At 39.2% G+C, this 20784-nt stretch carries 10 protein-coding genes; 6 read left to right on the top strand and 4 right to left on the bottom strand.

Annotation, left to right across the window (positions count from 1 at the left end; all coding sequences use genetic code 11):
• Positions 1-190 precede the first annotated feature (190 nt).
• The 6 genes from cysS (at position 191) to HMPREF0669_RS07685 (ending at position 7711) form a co-directional block, all read left to right on the top strand.
• The gene (gene cysS / locus HMPREF0669_RS07710; RefSeq protein WP_009228037.1) at positions 191-1684 is read left to right on the top strand and encodes a cysteine--tRNA ligase; all 1494 of its coding nucleotides are present in this window, start codon (positions 191-193) and stop codon (positions 1682-1684) included.
• A gap of 60 nt (positions 1685-1744) precedes the next feature.
• The gene (locus HMPREF0669_RS07705; RefSeq protein WP_009228038.1) at positions 1745-2719 is read left to right on the top strand and encodes a glycosyltransferase family 2 protein; all 975 of its coding nucleotides are present in this window, start codon (positions 1745-1747) and stop codon (positions 2717-2719) included.
• A 133-nt stretch (positions 2720-2852) separates the two neighbouring features.
• On the top strand, positions 2853-3461 hold the full coding sequence (locus HMPREF0669_RS07700; protein WP_044045747.1) for a DUF4254 domain-containing protein: 609 nt from the start codon (positions 2853-2855) through the stop codon (positions 3459-3461).
• Between the two features lie 3 nt (positions 3462-3464).
• Positions 3465-4541: a glycosyltransferase family 9 protein gene (locus HMPREF0669_RS07695; protein ID WP_009228040.1), complete on the top strand. Its 1077-nt coding sequence runs from the start codon at positions 3465-3467 to the stop codon at positions 4539-4541.
• Positions 4542-4623: 82 nt separating this feature from the next.
• Positions 4624-4788 carry a rubredoxin gene (gene rd / locus HMPREF0669_RS07690; RefSeq protein WP_009228041.1) on the top strand — a complete coding sequence of 55 codons (165 nt, stop codon included), beginning with the start codon at positions 4624-4626 and terminating at the stop codon, positions 4786-4788.
• A gap of 610 nt (positions 4789-5398) precedes the next feature.
• Entirely contained in the window at positions 5399-7711 is a 2313-nt protein-coding gene (locus tag HMPREF0669_RS07685; RefSeq protein WP_009228042.1) for a hypothetical protein, read from the top strand.
• A gap of 720 nt (positions 7712-8431) precedes the next feature.
• On the opposite strand, the gene HMPREF0669_RS07680 is transcribed toward HMPREF0669_RS07685, so the two are convergent.
• The 4 genes from HMPREF0669_RS07680 to HMPREF0669_RS07665 all read right to left on the bottom strand — a co-directional run bounded on the left by HMPREF0669_RS07680 (position 8432) and on the right by HMPREF0669_RS07665 (position 20767).
• Positions 8432-12175 carry a LamG-like jellyroll fold domain-containing protein gene (locus HMPREF0669_RS07680; RefSeq protein WP_009228045.1) on the bottom strand — a complete coding sequence of 1248 codons (3744 nt, stop codon included), beginning with the start codon at positions 12173-12175 and terminating at the stop codon, positions 8432-8434.
• A 451-nt stretch (positions 12176-12626) separates the two neighbouring features.
• Positions 12627-15653 (bottom strand): GEVED domain-containing protein, encoded by a 3027-nt coding sequence (locus HMPREF0669_RS07675; RefSeq protein WP_009228046.1) that lies wholly within the window; start codon positions 15651-15653, stop codon positions 12627-12629.
• Positions 15654-15839: 186 nt separating this feature from the next.
• Positions 15840-18860: a GEVED domain-containing protein gene (locus tag HMPREF0669_RS07670; RefSeq protein WP_009228047.1), complete on the bottom strand. Its 3021-nt coding sequence runs from the start codon at positions 18858-18860 to the stop codon at positions 15840-15842.
• Positions 18861-18961: 101 nt separating this feature from the next.
• A complete protein-coding gene (locus tag HMPREF0669_RS07665; protein ID WP_009228048.1) occupies positions 18962-20767 on the bottom strand; it encodes a SusD/RagB family nutrient-binding outer membrane lipoprotein in 1806 nt (601 codons plus the stop codon).
• Between the last annotated feature and the right edge of the window lie 17 nt (positions 20768-20784).

Below are 20784 nucleotides of genomic sequence, written 5' to 3'. Positions count from 1 at the left end.
ATTAATTAGTGTTTGCAAAGATAAGTCTTTTCTTTTTTACGACAATATTTTTCTTATTCAAAGTAAAGAAAACAACACTAAATAACTAAATAACAGGGTCTTTTTGGCTTCATAACGTTGTTTTATTAGGCGTTTTTAGTAATATTATGTGTGAAAATTACTACCTTTGTAACAAATAAAAATATAGATTATGGAGAAACAACAGCTTGTTATTTATAATACTCTTAGTAGAAAGAAAGAGACTTTCGAGCCTCTTAATGCTCCAAACGTGGGTATGTATGTTTGTGGACCAACCGTTTATGGTGATCCACACTTAGGACATGCACGCCCATCAATCACTTTCGACATCTTGTTTCGCTATCTAAAGCACTTGGGTTACAAGGTGCGTTATGTGCGAAACATCACCGATGTGGGTCATCTTGAGCACGATGCCGACGAGGGAGACGACAAGATTGAGAAGAAAGCACGCCTTGAACAGCTCGAACCAATGGAGATTGCACAGCACTACACCAATCGTTATCACGATGCAATGAATGCACTAAATGTGCTTCCTCCAAGCATAGAGCCACAGGCAACGGGTCATATTATAGAACAAGAGCAGTTGGTGAAAGAAATAATGGACAACGGCTTTGCTTATGAAAGCAATGGCTCTATCTATTTTGATACCGCAAAATACAATCAAAAATACCGCTATGGCAAGCTCTCGGGACGCAATCTCGACGACGTGATCAACGCTTCTCGTGAGTTAGGAGGCGTGGAAGACAAACGCAACCAAACCGACTTTGCCTTGTGGAAGAAAGCCACTCCAGAGCATATTATGAAGTGGCCAAGTTCGTGGAGCGAAGGTTTTCCAGGCTGGCATTGCGAATGTACAGCCATGGGACGCAAGTATTTAGGTAGCAACTTCGATATTCACGGAGGCGGAATGGACCTTATGTTCCCACATCATGAGTGCGAAATAGCTCAAGCAGTGGCATCACAAGGACACGACATGGTGCGCTATTGGATGCACAACAACATGATAACCATCAACGGAAAGAAGATGGGAAAGAGCTTAGGCAACTTTATTACACTCGAAGAGTTCTTCAAAGGCACCCACGAAGCATTGACACAGGCTTACAGCCCCATGACCATTCGCTTCTTTATCCTTAGCGCACACTATCGAGGAACAGTAGACTTCTCGAACGAAGCCTTGCAAGCTGCCGAGAAAGGACTCAACCGTTTGTTGTCGGGAATAAAAGACTTAGACCGCATTCAACCTGCAAACGAGTCGGATAAAGCCACTGCAACGTTTGTAAAAGAATGTCGCTCAAGATGCTATAATGCAATGAACGACGACCTACAAACACCTGTTGTGATTAGTATTCTATTCGAAGCATGTCACATCATCAACACCATTGTCGACCATAAAGGCACTATCTCTTCCGAAGATCTCGCAGAATTGAAAGAAACAATGCATCTCTTTGCCTTCGATTTGATGGGACTTCGTGCCGAAAATTCTGATAACAATCAAGCTCGAGAAGAGGCTTATGGCAAGGTAGTAGATATGGTGTTAGACCTTAGATCGAAAGCTAAAGCCGACAAAGACTGGGCTACAAGCGACAAAATTCGTGATATGTTGGCAGACGCTGGCTTTGAAGTTAAAGACACAAAAGATGGTGCTGTGTGGAAATTAGATAAGTAATCCGCACGCATCTTTCATCTCAATACATTCAATCATTCCCCTCAATTCACGCCAAACACAATGATTCTATACATCGTTATTCCTTGTTACAACGAGCAAGAGGTGCTTCAATGGGCAGTAGACAAACTACAACCCGTTATCGAAACACTTCAAAATGAATTGCAAATAACCACCCGTTTCATGCTTGTAGACGACGGAAGCAAGGACGAAACCTGGAATATTTGCAACCAACTAACCCAACAATATCCCAATGTTGAGGCTCTAAAACTGGCTCACAACGTAGGGCATCAAAACGCATTGTGGGCAGGTATGGAGCAAGTTGTGGAGCATTGCGATGCTATGGTGTCGATAGATGCCGACCTACAAGACGACCCTTATGCCATAATAGAAATGGCTAAGCAATTGAAATACAATCATTGCGACATGATATATGGCGTTCGTAAGGAGCGAAAAACCGACAGCTTTTTTAAAAGAACTAGCGCATTGGCTTTTTATAGGGTGATGCAATGGGTGGATAAAGAAACCATTTACAACCATGCCGACTTTAGAATGATGAGCAAAAGGGCACTCACCGCCCTATTGCAATATAGCGAACGCAATTTGTTTTTACGTGGAATTGTTCGTCAACTGGGCTTTAAAGAGGCAAGAGTCTATTATAATAGAACTGAAAGAACGGCTGGCGAGAGCAAATATCCATTGCGCAAGATGATCAGTTTCTCTGTGCAAGGCATCACATCGTTCTCTACTGCCCCTCTACGTTTCATCACATTAATAGGCTTAGGCATGACCCTCGTGTCGATATTGATGATCATCTTTGGACTAATAGACTATCTAATGGGTTACACCATACAAGGTTGGACGTCGCTATTGGTGTCGCTTTGGTTCATAGGAGGCATCACCACAACAGGCGTAGGCATAACAGGAGTGTATGTAGGAAAGATCTATGACGAGGTGAAAAGACGCCCTCGCTACTTCATTGAGCAAACAATTCAATCTAAACAAATCAATAAAAACAACATAGAAGAGCACAAATAACAAAAAAGCAACTATTTATTTTGCAGTTGTTTTTAATTGCATTATCTTTGTGTTCGATAGAAAGTCATCATAACGAGGCTATTCTTATGATGAAAACAAAAACGTGTTGAAACATTATAGATACTTTATGGAAATATCATTCACTAATCATTGTAACGAAATATTTAATAAAGCCATTCAAGATTATCACTTAAAAGATAATGTTGACACACCTATTAACAATCCATATCAGCACGATACAATTGAAAACCGATTGTATTTAAAGTGTTGGATTGATACTGTTCAGTGGCATTTTGAAGATATTATCCGTGATCCGCACATCGATCCACTCGAAGCATTGCAACTAAAGCGACGCATCGACCGCAGTAATCAAGACCGAACAGACTTGGTTGAGCAGATTGATTCATACTTTAGACAAAAGTATTCGGACGTAAATGTAATGCCCAATGCACGCTTAAACACCGAAAGTCCAGCGTGGGCGATCGACAGATTGTCTATTCTTGCATTGAAGATATACCACATGAACGAGCAAACACAACGTTCAGACGCTTCAGCAGAGCACCTATCAAAATGCAAAGAAAAGCTCAATGTGTTGTTAGAGCAACAAAAAGACCTCGGAACAGCTATCGATCAGCTTTTAGAAGATATTGAAGCAGGCAAGATATATATGAAGGTTTATCGTCAAATGAAGATGTATAACGACCCTTCAACCAACCCCATTCTATATCAAAACAAGAAGTAAAGCATGCGCAGTGAGCATCTATTAATAGTTAGATTCTCTGCAATTGGCGATGTAGCAATGATGGTTCCCGTTGTAGCCTCATTGGCTTTGCAATATCCTCATTTGCGAATAACGGTGCTAAGTAGACCCTTTGCACGAGTATTTTTTGAGCATCTCGCTCCCAATGTCAGTTTTATGGGAGCCGACATCAATAAAGATTATCGTGGAATATTGGGGTTAAACAACCTTTTCAGACGCCTTTCTGGAAAGCGATTTACAGCAGTTGCCGACTTTCACGACGTGCTTCGAACAAAGTATTTGCGTCTAAAATTCTGGTTCGATCACATTCCTACCGCCCATATCAATAAGCATCGAGAGGGCAAAAAGGCACTCACTGCCAAGCACAACAAACGCTTCGAGCAGCAACCAACATCGTTTCAGAACTATGCCGACGTGTTAAAAGAGTTGGGATATCCCGTTCAATTGACTTTTAAGTCACTCTTCGAAGGCACCACATCACAGCTCAACACTTTGCCAAACAGCATTGTCGAGGCAGTGAACAAAGCACAAATAAACATCGGTATAGCACCTTTCGCAGCACATCAAGGCAAAATTTATCCCCTTGAAAAGATGCAAGAGGTGATCAACGAGTTAGAAAATAATATCGAAAATCTACAAATATACCTCTTTGGAGGAGGCGAACAAGAAACAAAACAGATTGCCACCATGGTGCAACAGCACCGCCATTGCATTAGCGTTCCAGAGCATTTGAAAGGCTTTCAGCAAGAACTTATATTGATGAACGAGCTTGATGCAATGATAAGTATGGACAGTTCGAACATGCATTTAGCCTCACTTGTAGCCACACCAGTGGTGAGTGTGTGGGGAGCAACGCATCCTTTTGCAGGCTTTATGGGCTGGAATCAAAAGCAAGAGTATGTAGTAGACCATTCAATGGCATGTCGTCCGTGTTCTATCTACGGCAATAAGCCATGTTATAGGGGCGATTTTGCGTGTATGCAAAACATCAAACCACAGCAAATAACACAAAAAGTGATGGCAATTATCAATGCTCAACAGGGCAAAGAAACAAACAATTAAAAGCGAACAAACAATAATTAAAACAGGTGGAAACACCCTTTTATTAAATAAATAAATATAAACAATAAAAACAAAAATTATTATGGCAAAGTACGTATGCGATGTTTGCGGATGGATATATGACCCCGCAGTAGGAGATCCTGATAGTGGAATTGAACCTGGAACAGCATTTGAAGATATCCCAGATGATTGGGTTTGTCCTCTATGTGGTGTGGGTAAAGACGATTTCTCTTTAGTTGAAGAATAATTGTTAATTTACAATATCAGTAAATGGGCAGTGCTCTCTTTTTGAGGGTGCTGCCTTTTTCGTTTGTAACAACACGCTTTCTGCGTTTTCAAGAGCATGCCTTTTGCCGTGCAAAGTGGATGCTTTTAGGGCGCAATAGCAATTCTTTTACCATACAATAGCAATTCTTTTACCATACAATAGCAATTCTTTTACCATACAATAGCAATTCTTTTTCGATGCAAGGTCATAGCTTTTAATTGAGCGTTGCGCTGTCCCTATGTTTGAAGGCAATATAACAAGTTGTTTAAGGGCTATGTAACGAGCTATTTAAGTGCAACGAAGAGGTATTTAACAAGAGGTTTTTGTGCACTTAGAACAAAATTATAGGGTAGTATACTAAAAGTGTGCAAACTCATATTTCCTTATCTTTTCGTCTTATTAAGATAAATTTAATTAAAAAACGCAAATTAAAAGCTTAAAATACATTAAAAAAAGGGGGGGGGGGGAATTATTTATTATAACTTTGCACTTCGTATATACATATTATTATGGTAATAAACCATCCTATTTCGTTACAAGATAACAATAGACACATAAGTAAAAACTATTATTTATATTTCGAAGAAAAATGACAAAGAAAATCTTATTTACCTTTGCTATATTCCTGCTATTATGCAGTTGTACGGCAGAACAATTAACAGCAGACAGTGGTACCAAAGAGCCACAAATAGAAGTAAAAGCAAAAGTGCAGCTTGTGTTTGCGAGAGACACAACAAAGAAAGAGGGAACAAGAGCTGTTGATGGTGATAACACACCATATTATTTTGATACAAACGGGAACTATATCTATGATAATATGTATTTTAGCAAAAATCCATTAAAAGGTGATTTGCTCATCTGTTTCTATAATGCTAAAACAAAAAAACTCTATAAGCGATTGTTTAAAAACGAAGAGTTAAACACTGGTGAGGTTACTAATAGCTATCATTATGATGGCAAAAACCTTCCTGAAATAGAAAAGGGTTCATCTTCAAATTCTCATGAAGACTTAAAGTATAGTAAGTATGGCGAAACAATAAATCAAGAATTCACTTTTTTAACTTCACCTACTGAAGATATAACAAAAGGAGAATGGTATGCACTATGTTTTTATTCTACAACTATGGATGTAAACAAAATGTCTGTTAATGCTCCATATGGTATGATACGTGTTCATCGCTCAGAAGTAACTTGGCCTCAACCTTTAACAATTCCTTTTGCTTCTTTATGGAGAAAAGTAGATGTGATTCGCACTCGAAATAATCAGCTTATATTTTACAGCAAAACTCCAATTGCCATGCGAATGTTAGGAACAGTAGCAAGACTTAATGTGGCTAATAGAATTAATGCAAATGTATACTATCACCATATCACTCTGATAAGTTCAGGAGACACACGAGGATATTTTGACATCAATAAAGTAACAGAATTACCTACTACTTATATTGCAGAGTCTTTCTCTACACCCAACGAAAATAATGACGAGGGATACCAAAAGATAATAGACCTTATGTGGACAGGAACAAATAAACGAGAAACAGAAAGTCAGTTATCTTATACACATTATAATATAAACGATAGGGGCCCTTTTGACAACGAGTTAAAAGCATACGATGAAAAATCTTTCTATAATGGTTTATTTGAAGGACACGAAGATTTATTTTGGTTTATATCTAAAGAAAGTAACCGAGGCGAAAGAGACAAAGCAGAGTTACCTACTATTAACCGATACAAAACACAATTCTTATTACATGGTACTACATCAAGAGATTGGGATACAAAGGTTCCCAAGAATGTTTCTATCTTTGCATCTATTCCCGTTTATGGAACTAAGAAGCAATTAAAAAGTGGTGCTATATATAAATGCAGAGGAACACTATATTACGAACCAGGTCCTTTGAACTATATGGCAAAAGAAAACCTCACTGCTAACGGAACGTTTAGCAATAGTTATGCTGATGCTAAAAACTTCTCGTTAGACGATATGGCTAATGTACAGATTCCTGAAGGTTATCATATACCAACACGAATGGAATGGCAAACCATTTTCCCACGTTATGCCAACATGCAAGCCAACGAACCATTAGTAAGCGTAACACCTGCAGAGATGGGAAAACAAAAAGTGAGGTTCGCACAATATGTAGCAAACAATAACAGTGATAATAAAACATACACTCATATTGTTACACAAAGAAAAATGCCTACATCTCATACAATGGGTAAGTTAGAAGACAATAACTTCTTATACAACTGGTATGCAGAAAAGGCTACTGCATATCCTTATCAAAAGAATGGTGTAACAGAAGGCGAAAGCTACACAAACAATGCTTATGGAACTGAAGCTAATTTAGGACAATATTCGTTGTTACAAAATAACAAATACCAATATGCCATACGTATAGATTATGAAAATATGCAAAGTGGTGCAGAAAATGCAAGAATGGTATTGACACAAAGATATTTAGGACCAAACTTTATTTTAGATCCCTTTGACATTGACACCGATGAATATTGGAAATATACAGGGACTGATGATGTCAGCGATTGGAATGAATCAGAGTTTGGAAAAGTAATAAGACCTTTACAAGATGAAGTGCAACGTGTATTGCCTTTATATGGTTATGCTCTTAATGCCAACTACAACCCACAAGATATTAAAAATACGGCAACAAACTTCCCATTTGGTGCGATATATTGGAGTAATACAGAGGCTAATACAGAAAAGATGATAACAACCCCAAGTTCAAAACCACGTTTACCTTTGTACTTTAACTTTAATAATAAAGTTGACTGGTGGAGAACAGATAACACAGGAACAAACAAAAACTTTTATAACAATGGTGTACCACAATTTTCTGGAATGATCCGTTTATTCTATAACACACCAAAAGCATACGAATAAAATGAAAAAAAGAAATTATATAACACCTCTGACTTCATGTTATCCCCACGAAGAGAATTTTATATTAGCAGGAAGTCCTCCAAAAAAAACCGATGTAGAATACGATTTTGGGCTCCGATGGGGTGATCCCTACAATAAGGAAGACCCCAACAATGATCCAAGCGAAGATTTGTGGTAAAATAATCTCATTGATTATTATAAAAGAGATGATGAAACGTAAAAGTTCATCATCTCTTTTTTGGATTAATAGTCAAACATACTCTTGGGTACTAATACTCTCTTTTTTAGGTCTTATCCTAAAAAGTGGGAGATTTTAGCGGGTAACACCAATATTTTACAATGCAATAGCAATTATTTTACAATGCAATAACAATTATTTTACAATGCAATAACAATTCTTTTACCATGCAATAGCAATTATTTTGCGGTGCAAGGTCATAGCTTTTAAGTGAGCGGTGCGCTGAGGATGTGCCCTAAGGTAATTTGACAAGTTGTTTAAGAGCGATGCAACAGGATATTTAAGTGCGAGGGATAGGTATTCAACGAGAGGTGTTTTGTGCGCTTAGAACGAAATTATAGCCGTTTTTGTATAGTGCAAAACAAAGCGAGTGCAGAGACATTGCGAACAAAAGAAAAGAGAGTAAATAAAAAATCACCAGTAAGACATTTGCTTACTGGTGATTAGTTGTTAAAGTTAATCGTTTATTTGTACTTTACCGATTATTTTCTAATTAGCTTAACAGTGCGTAGAGTTTTACCTTCTTTCTTCACTTTGAGGATGTAAACGCCAGAGTTAGCAAGATGTAGACGTACGGTGTTGCCAGTAGCTACATTCACATTGTTTCTAAGCACTTGCATACCATCGATGCTATAAACCTCGAATGTGTAAGCACCAGCTTGTGCACAATCAACAAGGATGTCATCGTTTACAGTGTAAGCCTTCACCTCTTCGGTACTTGTTTCGTTGATTCCTGTTGTTGCGTCGATGTGGATCACTTGGAATGTACGTTGATCTTTACCATAAGAGTTTTCAAGTGTAAGAGTAACAGTGTAGTCACCACCAGTTGGGTAAGTTACTTTTGCAGAACCTTGGAGGTCGTTTCCTGTTATTTCAGTGAATGAACCCTTACGAGTTTTCCAAGAAGCTTTGGTTTCAACAGAGAATGCTGTACCTGAAATGAATGGTGAACCTGCTTCGTAGATAGGCTCTACTGGAACAAGAGCACCTTGACCTTCGCCTGCACCAGCTTCAACTCCTGAACGATAAGATTTTACATTTGTGCCAGCTACAACGCTTGCAAACTTGTGTTCTGCATCTGCATTATCTTCAAAGTTCCAGAATGCTTTTAAGTTAGCAGCATTCTTATCGTTTGAAAGCATGTTTGCTTCAACCTCTGTATCGTTTAATTGTTTGTCGAAGAACTTCACATCATCGATCACACCATCAATAGCAGCAATCTGATGTCTTCCAAATCCTAACATAAAGTGGTTATTGTCCCACCATGCAGTAGTATTAATATAGTCTTTAACAAGACCAGGTCCTTTGCCAAGGTAATCGTAACTCTTTGGAGTTGCAGGCTTACCATTGATGTATAGATGTTCTTTTACACCATTTGAAGCCTTTTCCATTGTGATGGTTACGTGGCTCCAAACACCTGGTTCAAATTCAACCGACCAGTTTTGTTTCTGCTCTGGAGTACCACCATTTCTGTTTTCACGGATAGTGAAGTTAAGAGTTTTGTCTGCAGGATAGTATGATGACCAGAAACAACCCCAGTTATTTTGTGGCCATTTGGTATATTGATCACGCATATCGAGGAATTGCACACCACCAGTTGGGATACTATTAAACTTGATCCAGAATGACATTGTCCATGCTTGCTTGTTAGATGATAGTCCAACTTCTGAAGCTTTGAATACGAATCCCTTTTCTTTTAGGTTAACACCTCTTGACAATTTACCATTAGCAGGACGACCTGTATAAGCCATTGTTACAGCTTGGTTCGCTTGAACGTCAATTCTTGAGTCTGAACCATTAGCTGTTAACGATTGAATTTGAGGAAGAGCACCTGTTTCGTTACCTGTTATTTGAACGAAAGCTTTGAATGTTCTTTCCTTTCTTTCTTTTTCTCCAGCTTCGTTATGAACATCACCTGTTACTACTAAGTCGTAGTTACCTACTTCTTTAAGTGCGCTAGTTGTGAATTCTTTTGTACCAGTTGAAGAAGCAACTGTTTGTCCTTTATCATTCTTAAGCACCCAATCAGCTTCAGAGTGACGTGGGTCTACATAACCAACTTTAAACTCTTCACCTGGCTTAATGATATTCTTACTACAATGAACTGCATCGTTATAAGTATAAGCAGGAGTTGTCATATAAACAGACCATTCAATTTCAGAGTCATGTTTCATATCTAATGATACTGCAGAAACACCCAAACGAACTTTTGTACTTGAAGTAGTAAGATCTAAAGGAATGCTATAGAACATACCAGCCCATGATGTTGTAATACCCATTAAGGTTGGTTCTTTTGCACCTTCTTGTTGTGCCCACAACTTAAATAGCGATACATTCACATCAGAGTTGTAGCAAGGTTCATTGCCAGACTTTTTATTTATCATCTCAAAGATGAGCTTTCCGTCTACACCCGCTTTGTTGAATGAAAGCAATTTAGCTGAAAGGAAATTTGGTTTCTGTGGAGTTGTGGCTGTACCTCTAACGATAGAACACTCTCCAAGATACATATTGATGTTGTTGGTGTTTTCGAAGTGAAGTGCAATCAATGCAAGATCTTTACCTGCAAGTTCGCTACCTACAATAAAAGATTTCTCTATCCAACGCTCATCATCAATTTCTTGACCATTCTTAATCAACTCGAATGCGCTTTCATTGATAGCTTGTTTTTCGCTACCTTTAGCAGTAAGCACCAACTTAACATCACCCGAACCACTTAAATGTTTATATCTAAAGGTGATAACATCGCCTTCTTTAAGATTGTATTCTGTTTTGAATAGGTGTAGATATTCGTTTGCATTTGAACCAAATACACGCACACAAGAACCTCCTACGTATGCATCATCCCATGTAAATTCAGCATCTAAGCCTGATTCAGGAACGCTTCTACCAAGCAATTCGCTACTAAACCACCAACGCCATGTAGGCAAGTAGTCTTGAACACCAATGTTATACCAAGGGTTGTTGTTCTTTCTTTCACCCTTCCAGTTGAAGAATTTACCATTACCAAGGTTGAAATAAGAGATGAATGGCTCATTTGTTAAGTCCCAACTTAGAGTACTCTTAGCAGTCATCCATGTAGACATACCATGCCATTCTTTATTGTCTACGTTGTATTTCATTGCGTTTGTAACCTCTGGAGTGTTAGCTGGGTTACGTGTACCACCAGTGAAATAGCGTTCAGTTCTTAACATATAAGAACGTTGCATGGTTTCTTCTGAGCTACCTTTTTCATTTCTACTTTCCCAGAACATGTTCTTAGAGTGAGCTCCCCACAAACCAATTGAAACATTATAGTTTTTCAATAGTGACCAACTACTTGTTCTTGGTTCGCCTCCTTGCATGTTAACACCAGCATAAAGGTATAGAGGATCTCTTCCCATTTTCTTAGCATTGTCTACAGAAGTTGCTAAGCGTTGTGGATGATTCCATTCATAATTAAGGAAAAGAGAGAATGCTTTATTCTCGTTATCACCAAAGGTTTTTGCAAAAGTGTTGTCTAAGGTATTAGTATAACTAAGACGACCATTGTCTCCAGTCAATCCATACCACATGTTTTCGAATATTGGGTTCTTGTCTTTTAACAACTTATTCACCTCAATATGCTTATTTCTTAACCTCTCTGTGATACTACCATATTCTCTCCATTCTGAATTATAGCCCAATCCATCTTGTCCAAAATAGTAAAGAAAGTTGGCAAGTTTATTTCCATCTAACAAACCAATATTTCTCAATTCACGATTCCAGTCGTCATTTAAGCCACCAAATGGAACTGTACCTGCAGATGAAACTGCTACACCATTCTTATGTGCAACGTCCATTAAAGCAGCTGGAATACGTCCAAGAGGAGCCGTCCAGTCGCCCCAGTGGCTAACATACGACCATAGAGAGAAGACCTCTGAGTCGAAAACACCATCGGGTAGAGCATTGGTTTCGGGGTTGTTAAAAGGAATCCAAGCCACTAAACGCTTGTCGTTTTCTGCAGTAAGTTCTGTGCGAACCTGTGTGTTTTGGTTGCGGAAACGTGTTTTAGGTTTAACACGAGAGATAAAGAAGTTATCGTCATCGGTAACTTTACCATGGTCGTTCCATACATTTACGGTTGCAGAAAGCTTATCGCCCTCGCTGTTGTGCCATCGAATATACTCTTTTTTCAATGACTGAGCTTGAAGAATTGCTGGTGAAACCAAGCATCCAAGCATAAGTAATTGTAGTTTTTTACTTGCCATACAATTGTTTATTAGTGTAAATTTTTTGTCAATGTTATAACTTATAAAGTAAATAATAAATGTTTACCAGTATACAAATATACACTTTTGTTTAAGAAAAAACAAATTTTTAGGATATTTTTATTGATTTTAATCAATTGTTTTTTAGGATGACAAGAATAAACTATCGAACTATAACTTTTGAAATACATTGATATTGGGGTTAAAAACGATTGCTATTGAGAACAAAAAACAATGCTATTGAGTCGCAAAAACATTGCTATTGAAAAGAGAAAGAAAAAAAGAAAAGTGAATAACCATTAACGACACCTCGCAAGTTTACAGATGTGCATAAAAATATCGCATATAGAAAGACTCTCCGAGGTGATTATTCACCAAAGAGAGTCTTCAAAAAAGAGTTTCAGAATGCAGTTAAAGCACATTCTGACTGAATGAAAAGAGGTTGTTTACCTTATCGAATAATCATTTTTTGAGTTTCGATAATGCCATTATTTTCTATCTTGATGAGATAGGTTCCCTTTGCAAACGATTTGGTGCTGACGTTTGTTGGACGGGTGATGTGGCGCACAAGAACGCCATCAAGGGTGTAGATCCAAAGGTTTTGAACATTGCTCAACACAATGGTTTGGTTGTTGAGCTGAGCCGATGGTTTAGCTGTTTCTACTATGTTGATGCCTGTTTGAGCGTTCAATCCTTCAGGTTCGCTGGCTGTTCCCTCGTCCCAAGTGTCGCTACCTACTTTTCTTGATGTGTTTTCGCCCGTAATTTCTACACCGAAGTCGATAGCAAAGCCCTTGTTAAACTTACCTGTTGGTTGCAAAGCACCTTCGAACCAAGCGTCAGAGAACACGATACGAATGCGGCTCATACCCACTTTTGCGTCAGTAGGAACTTTTATTTTAAATGCATAAAGACCCTGAACATTCTCCATTGTGCGTGAACGTTTGTTGCCAATGGTGAACAAACATTCGCCATGGTCAGGACTAAATTCTAATAAATCGGGATTAAAACTGCCGTCACCATCAAGGTCTATCCAACCACGTCCAATGCAATAACGCAAGTCATCGTGGCTTCCGTCGTTTTCGTCAGTAGCCTCATGTCCTTTAAAGTGAATGGTAAACTCTTGACCTTGGCGCACCTTAATGACCTTAGACGACATGTCGACATAGTTGGTTGCAGGGCGACTGCCTGTATCATTATATGAAACATTTTCGATAGCATCGGTTGTGCTGAATTGTTCTAAGTATCTAAATTGACGTGCTATTGCTGCACCAGCTGCGCTAACATCTAGCTCTGGAGTTCCATAAATGTTGGTGTTGGCAGCAGGAAGCGAGTTATAATTGCCTCTTTCGATAGCCTTCCACACCACTGGCGAATAGGTTTTAAGGTCGGTAGAAGCAGAGCGAACGCCAATATAAGGTTTATTGTCTTGCTCACCCACTTGAATATCGCCCACATAAGTTGCCCATTGTTTGGTGCGAGCAATCTCGGTTACAGCACCCTCTTCGCCGTTCTTATACAGAATTTCAAAGTGATGAATATTCTCTTTGTCGTTGTGTTGAAGCTCATTACCAGCACCACATTCCACATTCCATGTAGCTTTCACCGATAAAGAAGTTTTCTTTTCTTCCTTCACCTGAATGGTTAAATCTTTTGGAGCGGTTGGTGTTGCGGTGAAGTTGTCGCTCAATTCGAGCTTACCCACAAGCATGTTAAAGTCTGTGTTGGTGTTTTTCACACGCAAGCCAATGCGGTCTATCACATCAGAAGAAGTTAAATCGCTCAAAGTAATCTCTCTTTCTTCCCACTTGTTTGTTGTTGGATTGGTTACAAGATATTCTTTCCATTGTTGCGAATTCTTAAGTCGCACGATGAGATAGAGCTGTGACGAGTTCATTGCCTCTTTGCCGTTCTTTACCCCAAGCTTAGCAACAATGTTGCCACCATTGCCCTCGAGCAAGGTTTTATATAGAATAAGGTCGGCATTTCCGTCTGTTGCTTTACCCTTAACCTGCAAGCACGAACCGCCCATATAAGCGTCGGTGTTGGTAAATTGTGCATCGATGGCGTTGCTTACGTTGGTTGTTTCTGAGCGATAAACGAGCCAACGATAGGTTGGAACAAGGTCTTGATTCGACATGTTATACCACGATCCTGCTGTTTTCTTGCCTTTATAAACATAGCGTTCGCCATTTCCTATGTTGAAGAAGGTAGAGAAAGGCAATTTACCTTGTATGGTAGACTGCTCGGGAATCCATGTAGCCATACCCGCAAAGTTATAGAGTGCAGGGTTGCCTCCTTGCGCTTCGAGGCTGTTTCCTCTATCAACCACATTAGGACGGTTTGCTGGATTGCGGTGACCACCAGAGAAAGCACGTTCTAAAAGCATTTGATAGTTGGTCATAAGCTGTTGTGGGCTATTGCCTTTGTTATACGACCAAAATCTACTTTGATCGTGTTCGCCCCATAAAGCAATACCACTTTCGTGATGATAAACGTCTTTATCAAGATCATTCCAGTTCTTATCCATACCTACAATCCAACCACCCATATACAAACCTTTGGTGGTTTTCAATGCATCTTTCGCATTTCTGTAGCTTGAGTTCATATCAGTGCTAAAGCCGTTTCCTTCGTAATTCAACATCACTTCGGCTGTTCTTTTTCCATTAGAGCCAAAGAGTGCATCTTTTAAATAGCCTGGAAGAATGTGACTCATGGTGTAAATCACGATATGAAAGTTATTGAAATTTTCTTCTTTTGCTATCTCATAAAGACGTTTGTGGAAATTAACAACATTGGTAGATGCATATCCATTAGCTTCCCAGTTATAGTTAATTCCGTCCATTCCGAGGAATCTTAGTAAGTTAATAAGAGGACGAGCATATTTAAATTCGTCGTTAGCATTGCGCTCTGCAATGAACTCCATCCATAGATTAGCACCCTGACCACGGCCTCCTGTGGTGTCGAAAAACTTCATACCGCTCATGATGTCGGTTCCGTTTTGGTGCGCAGCATCTACCCAAGAGCCTGGTGCTTGAAACAAAGTGTGGTTCCAAGAGCCAAACAAGGTAGTGTAGTTCCACATCGAGAAGTTGTCGTTAACAAAGTCTTTCGATGGATAACCGCCTACAATTTTGCCTGCACCCGAAGGAAGATTGAGAAACAATTCACGTTCGGCATAGGTTTTTTGAACAAGTCGATCATCATTATTAATGGTGTTTCTTTTAGCCACATGCGAGCGAACGAACTCTATTTCGTCGTAGAGTCCTTTTGCTTTTAATTCGGCGATGGTGGGATATTTACGGCCTTGAGCGTCGAGTTCGGCAAAGAATTTAAGTAGTTCTAAATCGTTAAACTTAGAGAAATCGTAAATAGTAGTTGATGTTGATTCTAGTGATGTCTGCGCCAAAGAAGGGGCGGCTGCACACAAACTAAGTGCAAGTAACAAGGTCTTGCAATTGAATACTGTTTTTTTCATTTTTGTTTTATCTAAAGGTTTATGTTTTTGTTAGTAAGAAAAAAAAGGATGCACCAACGATGTGGCGCACCCTTCTCTTGTTAAAATTTAATAGAACATTGTTTATCTTCTATTATTTTTTAGTGACATTGGCGAAGTGTTATACATTACTTTGTAGTTTGTTTCGCCAGTTCAATTACAAAAGTTTTACTTGATTACCACTTTTTGAGTACGAATAACGTTGTTGTTCAACATCTTCACAAGGTAGATACCCTTTGGTAAAGATTTTATTTCGTATTGTTGAGGATTGTCTAAAACTTTAACTAAAGAACCCTCTACACCAAAGATCCAAGCTTTTTCTACGTTAGAGAACTTCAAGTCTTTGCTTGTTTGAACAAGTGTTGAAGCCTCGCCAGCAAATGAAGTGATTGATGTGCTTGTTGAAAGTCCTTCTGGTTGTTCTGCCTTTCCTTCGTCACGTGAAGACTTAGGAGTTGGTCTTTCAGGGTTGTTACCAGTGATTTCTACACCGAAGTCGATAGCAAATCCCTTGTTAAACTTACCTGTTGGAAGTAGAGAACCAGCGAACCAAGCATCTGAGAATACAATTCTCATACGAGTTTTACCAAGCTTAGCGTCTGCAGGAATAGTGAATTCGTAGCTTTGAGGAGATTGAACTTGTGCGTAAGTTCCTTTACGTACTTGACCTAAGAAGAACAATTGTTCACCTTTTTCTGCATCTTGTTTGATATCAATAGGAGTGAAGATGTGGTCGCCATTCAAGTCAATCCAACCCTTACCCATACACCAACGAAGGTCATCGTGGTTGCCATCCTTAGCATCTGTTGCTTCATATCCCTTGAATTTCAATGTAACCTTTGTACCTTGAGCAACCTTTAACACTTGGTCTGTTGCATCAACATAGTTGGTTCCACCCTTAGGACCTTTTGCTGTATAGTCGATATTAGTTGTTCCACCCTCTGTTTTAAAGGTTTCGATATAACGTACTTGCTGTGCAATTTTATAACCATCAGCAGACATATCCAATTCTGGTTCTCCATAAGGATTATCCTTTTTCTCAGGAAGAGTTGAATATTCAGCACGTGGAACTTGTTGCCATACTACTGGAGAGTAGGTCTTTAAGTCTTTAGAAACTGAACGAACACCGATGAATGGTTGATCTGATTCTCCCATTACGATGTCGCCAATGTATGTAGCCCATTGTGATGTACGGCCGATTTCTGTTACTTCACCATCTGTTCCATTTTTATAAAGCACTTCGAAGTGATCTACATTAGCATCGTCGTTGTAAACAACTTTATCGTCAGCAGCTGAATTTAAAGCCCAAGAAGCTTTCACAGAAAGTGAAGATTTGTTTTCTTCTTTCACTTGAATTCTAAGATCTTTCACTGCTTCAGGAGTAGCTGTGAAGTCGTCTAGGATAGCCAATTTACCAACAAGAAGTTTGTATTGATCGTCAACATTCTTCACACGAAGACCGATACGATCGATAACGTCTGTTGAATTTAAACCTGTTAGAGCAATTGTGTGCTCTTTCCATGTTTTATCTGTTGTACCATCAACAGCAAACTCTTTCCATTCCTTAGAGTTCTTTAGGCGAACGATGAGAGCAAGTTTAGAGTCTTGTGGTGTATCTTTACCTGTTTTAATAGCTACTTGTGCTTTGATTGCACCGCTTGTACCTGTAAGATTGGTTTTGTAAAGAACGATATCTGTAGACGAAGCTTGTGCTTTACCTGTTAGTTTTAAGCAAGAACCACCTGTGTAAGAATCTTCATAAGTAAACTCAGGTTGTACGCTTGTACTTGTGTTTGTTGTACCTCCGTCGTAAACCAACCAACGATAAGTTGGCACGATGTCTTGGTTAGACATGTTATACCATGAACCTGCTGTTTTCTTTCCTTTGTATGTGTAAACCTCTCCAGCACCTGCATTGAAGAATGTGCTAAATGGAAGAGTTCCATTAATTGCAGAACGCTCAGGAATCCATGTTGCTAAACCTGCGAAAGTAGACAATGGAGGAGTTGTACCTGACCATTCCCAGTTATTTCCAAATCTGCTTATTCCAGGACGATCAGCTGGGTTTCTCTTACCACCTGAGAAGCCTCTTTCCAACAACATTTGATAGTTGGTCATGCGTTCTTGTGCATTTCCACCTGTGTTGTATGACCAGAAACGGCTTTGTGCGTGTTCTCCCCAAAGGCAAATACCGCACTCTTCTGCACCTGTTGCATTAAGACGGTTCCAACCTCTGTTCATATCTACAATCCAAACACCTGCATACAAGCCCTTAGCTGTACCCATAACACGCTTAGCTTCTTGCACTGATGAAGGCATGCTGTAAGAGAAGTCGTTTGCATCATAGTTCAACATCAAGTCTGTTGTCTTTACATTATTCTCACCAAACAATGCTTTTGAGTTGTAAGGTGATAAACTAGAGTTTGATGTATAAATAACAATATGGAAGTTATCAAATTTTTGTTCCTTGGCATAAGCATATAATGATTGGTGGAATTTAATTACCTCACTATCATCATAACCTCTTGCTTCGAAGTTATAGTTGATACCATCCATTCCTAAGAATTGCAAAAGATGGATAAGTGGACGAGTGTATTTGAATTCACCTTTGTCGTTCTTTTGCTTAATTAAGCCTATCCAGCCTGTTGCATGGCCACCTCTTCCACCTGTTGTGTCGAAGAATTTCATACCACTAAGAATGTCTGTACCATTCTTGTGAGCTGCGTCTACCCATGAACCTGGTGCTTGGAACAAGCCATGGTTCCATGAACCGAAGAGGTTGGTGTAGTTCCACATAGAGAAGTTATCGCTTGCAAAGTCTTTTGAAGGATAACCACCAATTGTTGAACCTGCACCTGCTGGGATGTTCATAAATAGATCTCTTTCTCTATAAGTATCGCCAACAAGACGATCTTGACGAGAAAGAATTTGACGTTTGCGAACGTGTGAACGCACAAACTCTAACTCTTCATAGAGTCCTGCGGCTTTAAGTTCTTGTGTAGTTGGGAACTTTCTGCCCTTTTCTAAAGCTGAAGCAAAAAGGTCTAACAAGCTTTGATCGCCAAAATTAGCAAAGTCGTAGATTGTTGTTGATGTGCTACCTGCTGTTGCTTGAGCACTCATTGTGCTTGGAGCACCGCACAAAAGGCCTGCAAGCATCAATGCTTTCATTGTAGATTTCTTATTCATACAAGAGTTGTTTAAAGTTTTATTAAATAGTAAAAAATAATTTCTTGTTTAGTTAAATAGTGGGGGCACTTGCCAAATGGAGTGTCCCCACCTATTAAATATTAGAAGTTTGGTGTGTTAACATCCCACCATAAACGTGTGCCTACAACGTCTGCACCATTCAATGCCTTCAAACCTGTTGCTTGAATGTCTGCTTGTGTAGCAGGATCTGTACGTCCTGGGAAAGGTAAACGACGAATGATATCGCCTTCTTTCAAGCTACCATCTGATTCATCAGCATTGAGAACTTCGAACAATTTAGGATAACCTGTACGTCTTAAGTCTACCCAAGCCTCGAAACTCATTGGATAAGCTGCGATGTATTTTTGTGTAATGATCTTCTCAAGCTTCACCTCGTCTGGATCTGCAGCATTCCATTTAACACCGATCTTTGTTGGGCTTTCGATGTTTTCTGTATCGCCTGTTGGGTCAACATAGGTCACTGGTGTAGCGTTTGTTTGTGCCATGTATGCTGACACAGCATTTTGATAGTATACATTATCATCTTTACGGTCTAAACAGTTAGCAGCAAGAATACCTTTATTGTAGAACTCTTCTGCTGTACCACCCATGTTCCAGCCACGCAATGCGCCTTCGGCTCTTAGGAAACAAACTTCAGAAAGTTTCATAACATACAAGGGCACTCCGTGGAATCTCTCAGGATTAACACTCGAGAATGCGATGTATTGGTTTCCATCATAACCTTGTCCGTCGCCAGTGTGAGTACCAGAACGAATACCAACTACCTTTGTATCTGCTTCAAGTTTTTCGTTGGTCTTGCTATTTACGATAAGGTTATCGTTCTTTGTGAATAGTGCGAACTTATCATCTAGATAAGGATGCTTTAAGCTTTCTAACAATGTTACCAACGAAGCGGTGATACGTGTGTCGCCCCACTTACTGATTTGGATTAGAGGATTGGAGAAACCGATTAGGTTGGGACGCAAAGATACTTCGTGTTTTGTATCTTCAATCACTCCACTCTTAACAGCTTCTTCTGCCCATTGCTTTGCAAGAGTTGGATTAACTTTTACAATGTGCATTGCCATACGCAACTTTAATGAGTTAGCAAAACGCTTCCATGTTTCGAAATCGGTTGCATTGTTTGCATCATCATTGGTAATCAAGATATTCTTTTTTAATAAAGCCACCAACTTTTCTTTGTAGTCTGCTTTCTTATTGGGGAAATAATTGAAACATGCTACTGCTGTATCGATGTTGGCAACGATTGACTTGTAGATGGTTTCAAGGTTATCATAGTTATAAGGAGCACTTTGTTTGTTGGTCTTTACGTCTTGATAAGCAAATGGACCATAGATATCTGCGTTTTCAAGTGCAGCTGTGTTGAAGATAAGAAGATAAACTGCTTTCATCTCTGGGATTGAGTCTATCGACTTATGGTTCAACAATTGAACTGCTGATTTGCGCACTTCTCCAAATGAACCATTAGCACCTCCATAGAACTTAGGAGCAATGTCGTAAGTTGAACGTACGAATACTTTTGAGTAAACGAAATTTTGGTGAGGGATAACTGCATATTGCGCATAGTTATCTACACCTAAAGAGAACTGGAATTGATATTGGTGTTCGCCTGGTGCATCACCGTTCTTTCCACCTCTTAGTGCGAATTGTGCACCAAGACCAGCATTAAGATAATCTTGAAGTTTATCGATAACGGCAGCAGCTTGTTCTCCTGTAAGATCTAATTTGTAAGGAATGTTATCTACGTTTCCACGTTCAGTAACCTTCTCTACATTCTTTGTATCAGAGTTAAACTCTGCTCCAGGATCATCAAAGTCTAAACAAGATTGTAGCGATAAGGTTCCTGCGAAAGCAGCAAATGCTACTAAAAATTTATATTTTTTCATATTCTTATTCTGTTATG

Origin of the sequence: Prevotella sp. oral taxon 299 str. F0039, from assembly GCF_000163055.2 — a bacterium.
Taxonomy (GTDB): domain Bacteria; phylum Bacteroidota; class Bacteroidia; order Bacteroidales; family Bacteroidaceae; genus Prevotella.
Note: the sequence above shows the minus strand (reverse complement) of the source record. Positions and strands in the feature narration are given on the sequence as shown.

Coding starts and splice junctions, on each gene's coding strand:
- HMPREF0669_RS07685 (WP_009228042.1), top strand. CDS start 5,399: ATGACAAAGAAAATCTTATTTACCTTTGCTATATTCCTGCTATTATGC.
- HMPREF0669_RS07665 (WP_009228048.1), bottom strand. CDS start 20,767: ATGAAAAAATATAAATTTTTAGTAGCATTTGCTGCTTTCGCAGGAACC.
- HMPREF0669_RS07695 (WP_009228040.1), top strand. CDS start 3,465: ATGCGCAGTGAGCATCTATTAATAGTTAGATTCTCTGCAATTGGCGAT.
- HMPREF0669_RS07680 (WP_009228045.1), bottom strand. CDS start 12,175: ATGGCAAGTAAAAAACTACAATTACTTATGCTTGGATGCTTGGTTTCA.
- HMPREF0669_RS07705 (WP_009228038.1), top strand. CDS start 1,745: ATGATTCTATACATCGTTATTCCTTGTTACAACGAGCAAGAGGTGCTT.
- cysS (WP_009228037.1), top strand. CDS start 191: ATGGAGAAACAACAGCTTGTTATTTATAATACTCTTAGTAGAAAGAAA.
- HMPREF0669_RS07675 (WP_009228046.1), bottom strand. CDS start 15,653: ATGAAAAAAACAGTATTCAATTGCAAGACCTTGTTACTTGCACTTAGT.
- HMPREF0669_RS07670 (WP_009228047.1), bottom strand. CDS start 18,860: ATGAATAAGAAATCTACAATGAAAGCATTGATGCTTGCAGGCCTTTTG.
- rd (WP_009228041.1), top strand. CDS start 4,624: ATGGCAAAGTACGTATGCGATGTTTGCGGATGGATATATGACCCCGCA.